Source organism: Streptomyces sp. (assembly GCF_036566765.1).
GTDB lineage: Bacteria > Actinomycetota > Actinomycetes > Streptomycetales > Streptomycetaceae > Streptomyces.
Genome location: NZ_DATCVQ010000564.1, coordinates 1 through 3,712, shown reverse-complemented (window position 1 = coordinate 3,712; position 3,712 = coordinate 1). Strand labels below are relative to the sequence as shown.

General features: G+C 68.5%; 3 protein-coding genes. 2 read left to right on the top strand and 1 reads right to left on the bottom strand.

Features of this window, described 5'->3' with window-relative positions:
- Nucleotides 1-111: 111 nt before the first annotated feature.
- A complete protein-coding gene (locus VIU94_RS32695; RefSeq protein ID WP_331917057.1) occupies nucleotides 112-2,139 on the top strand; it encodes a phosphocholine-specific phospholipase C in 2,028 nt (675 codons plus the stop codon).
- On the opposite strand, the gene VIU94_RS44815 is transcribed toward VIU94_RS32695, so the two are convergent.
- A complete protein-coding gene (locus VIU94_RS44815; protein ID WP_414721050.1) occupies nucleotides 2,054-2,497 on the bottom strand; it encodes a TIGR02391 family protein in 444 nt (147 codons plus the stop codon). The genes VIU94_RS32695 and VIU94_RS44815 overlap by 86 nt on opposite strands.
- Before the next feature lie 433 nt (nucleotides 2,498-2,930).
- On the opposite strand from VIU94_RS44815, the gene VIU94_RS32690 reads away from it, so the two are divergent.
- A protein-coding gene (locus tag VIU94_RS32690) for an IS5 family transposase (protein ID WP_331917055.1) occupies nucleotides 2,931-3,712 on the top strand; the annotation gives its coding sequence in 2 pieces (ribosomal slippage) (nucleotides 2,931-3,273 and nucleotides 3,273-3,712; 783 coding nt annotated over the 2 pieces). This gene is flagged as partial in the annotation.

Below are 3,712 nucleotides of genomic sequence, written 5' to 3'. Positions count from 1 at the left end.
ACGCAGATATTCACCGGCTCCTTACCGGACAGCTGTAGACCTTTGGCGCCCCTCCCGTCACTCTTGCCGTCGATGTGCCAGCGGGGCACTTGAGTGGGAGACGAGGGGCCAGTGACACCGATCAGCCGCAGAGGGTTCGTGGGAATCGGCGCCGGGCTGGTGGCGGGAGCGGCCCTGCCCCCGGCCCTGCCGACGACGGCGGCCGCGGCCGCAGCGACCGGCACCATCACCGATGTGAAGCACGTGGTGATCCTCATGCAGGAGAACCGCAGCTTCGACCACTACTTCGGCAAGCTGAAGGGTGTCCGCGGCTTCGGCGACCGCGCCGCCGGCAACATCCCGGGCGGCTGGGGCACCTTCAACCAGCCCAACTGGGGCGGCCGTCAGTACCCGTGGAAGCTGTCCGCCACCCCGGCGGCCGGCGGTGCCGACAGCGAGACCCTCGCCCAGTGCACCGGCGACCTCCCGCACAGCTGGACCTCGCAGCACGCCGCCTGGAACAAGGGCCGGATGGACAACTGGGTCTTCGCCGTCGGCAAGACCCACTCACTCGGCTATCTGGAGCGGGGCGACATACCCTTCCACTACGGGCTCGCCGACAACTACACGGTCTGCGACGCCTACTTCTGCTCAACGCTCAGCGCGACCGGCCCGAACCGCACCTTCCTGTGGAGCGGCAAGGTCGACGCGGGCAGCAAGGACGGCGGCGAGGAGTCCGGGCTGACCTGGGAGACGTACGCGGAGGCCCTGCAGCGGGCCGGCATGACCTGGAAGGTCTACCAGAACGCCCAGGACAACTACGGGGACAACGGGCTCGCCTACTTCAAGAAGTTCACCGACGCCAAGCCCGGCGACCCCCTGTGGGACCGGGGCATGGCCTCGGTCCCGAAGATCACCGGCTCCACCCCGGACGACATCGCCGCTGCCATCCGAGCCGACGTCGTCGCCGGAACCCTCCCGCAGGTCTCGTGGGTCGTGGCGAACGAGGCCTTCTCGGAGCACCCCTACGCCCCGCCCGGCGACGGTGCGCACTTCGTGGACCTGGTCTACCGGGCGCTCGCCGCGAACCCGGAGGTCTTCGACTCCACCGTCCTGTTCCTCAACTACGACGAGAACGACGGCTTCTTCGACCACGTCGCGCCGCCGGTCGCCCCGCCGGGCACCCCAGGCGAGTACATCGACGGCACCCCGATCGGGCTCGGCTTCCGCGTCCCGATGATCGTGATGTCCCCGTGGACCCGCGGAGGCTGGGTGAGCTCCGAGGTCTTCGACCACACCTCGGTCCTGCGGTTCATGGAGAAGTGGACGGCCGCCCTCGGCACCCCTGCCACGTGTCCGAACATCAGCGAGTGGCGCCGCAAGGTGACCGGCGACCTGACCGGCGTCTTCGACTTCGCTCACCCGGTCTACGGGGTTCCCGCGGGCCTCCCGTCCACCGCGAAGGTGATCGGCCAGTCGACCTGCGGCCCGCTGCCCAACCCGGCGCCGCAGGACAACGCCCTCCCGGCGCAGGAGTCCGGCACCCGCCCGGCGCGGGCCCTTCCGTACCAGGTCAACGGCAACCTGGACCGCTTGGAGTTCGGCGCCGCAGGAAAGATCCTGGCCTGGTTCTCGATGACCAACCAGGGTGCGGAGGCGAAGCAGGCGGCACACTTCTCGATCCACCCCCACCAGTACCGGGACACTGCGGCCTGGCAGTACACGGTGGACCCGGGCGCGACGTCGACCGACTACTTCAACATCGGGCTCGGCTACGGATCCGGCAAGTACGACATCTCGATGTACGGCCCGAACCGCTTCCTGCGCCGCTTCCTCGGCGACGCCACGAAGCCGGGCAAGGACCTGGAAGCGGCGGCCCGCTTCGCGGTCGAGCCGGGCACGGGCAAGACGGCCGTCTACTTCAAGATGACCAACACGTCCGCGGCGGCCGTCACCTTCACGATCCGCTCCAACGCCTACCGCACCGACGGCCCGTGGACCTACACGGTCCCGGCGAACTCCTCCCGCGAGGACTACTTCAACGCGGTTGCGTACACCAACGGCTGGTACGACTTCACGGTCCTGGCCGGCTCGGACGGCACCTGGTCCCGCCGCTACACCGGCCACATCGAGTCGGGCGCGCCCAGCGTCTCCGGCTGACGACGGCTTCAGCACGTCCCCGGTGCACTTCGCGCGGCTGCACGACCACTCCCGTGGGCGACGAACCGCCCGCCCTCGTTGCGGTTCTTGAAGCTCTCGCCCCGTCGTCAGGGCTCAGTCGCAGCCGTGGGTGCCCAGCGGTGGGGACGTTAGTCGAGAAGGCGTCGGAGAGGAGCTTCGCCTCAGAGGCATCCCTTCGTCCGAGCTTCGCCTGGGCCTGGGCGTTGATGGCCCGAGCGGCGGCTCCAACCGGCTCAAGGAAGCGGCCGCTGCTCCACAGACCAGCGACGCTGCCCCAGACCCGGGGGTGGAGTGCCGCAGCGTCGAGTTGCGGTGCACCGCTGCCGAGGTTCTCCACCAGCTCTTCCTCGGCTTCCAGATGGGCTATGGCGCGGGTGGCCGCTTCCCGGTGTCGCCACAGGGGCTGCTTCCTCGGTTCCTCCCACTCGGCGGTCCGCCAGCCGGGGATCACCCGGTCCAGGATCTGTTCAACGAACCGTGCTCTTCTCCCCGCACGAGCTGGCTGTCGGGCTGGTCGCCCTCTATAGGAACGCCGCGTCTCCGCCCTACCGGGAGATGGTGCAGCGGGCCGGAGGAGATCACACGCTGGCGCTCAGCAGCATCTCCCGCATCGTCAACCGGAGGGCGCTCCCGGTGACGGAGCGGCAGATGGCGGCCTTCCTGCAAAGATGCGGCGTGCGACCTGGCACCAAGCAGCACGATGCCTGGCTCGCGGCCTGGTCCAGAACTAAGACCGTGTCCTATGTGGTGAGGCGGTCGTTGAGCCCATCATGGGGCGGGGTACATGGAGTTGGATTGTTCCGGACGGGTTGCGGGAGATCGCCGAGCCGCTGATCCCACCGTCGAAGACGCGTCCGCAGGGCGGGGGAACGCAGGACACGCCTGATGAGACGCTGTTTGCCGCGATCATCTACGTGCTGGTGAGCGGCTGTTCCTGGCGCGCGTTGCCGCCGTGCTTCGGGATATCGAAGTCGACCGCGCACCGCCGGTTCGCGATCTGGTGCCGGGCAGGTGTGTGGGGCCGGCTGCACGAGGCGATCCTGCACCGCCTCGACGACGCCGGCCTGCTTGACCTCTCCCGAGCGGTCCTCGACTCCGCCCACGTGAGGGCGAAAAAGGGGGCGAACTCACAGGTCCGAGTCCCGTGGACCGGGGCAAGCCGGGTTCCAAGATGCACGTCCTGTCGGAGGCGAACGGACTGCCCCTCGTCGTCGGCGTCTCCGCGGCAAACACCCACGACAGCCTCGCGCTGAAGCCCATGGTCACGGGTCACCAAACGAGACACGACCCCTACAACGGGCACCACTTCAAACCTCAGCGTCTGCACGCCGACAAGGCCTACGACGTTCCTCACCTGCGGAAATGGCTACGTGGCAAACGCATCGGCGTCCGGATCGCCCGCAAGGGCATCGAGTCCAGCCAACGTCTCGGCCGCCGAAGGTGGGTGATCGAGCGGACGATGTCGTGGCTGACCGGCTACCGCAGACTCAACCACCGCTACGAACGACACCCCCGTAACTACCTCGCCTTTCTCGGGCTCGCCGCAGCCCTG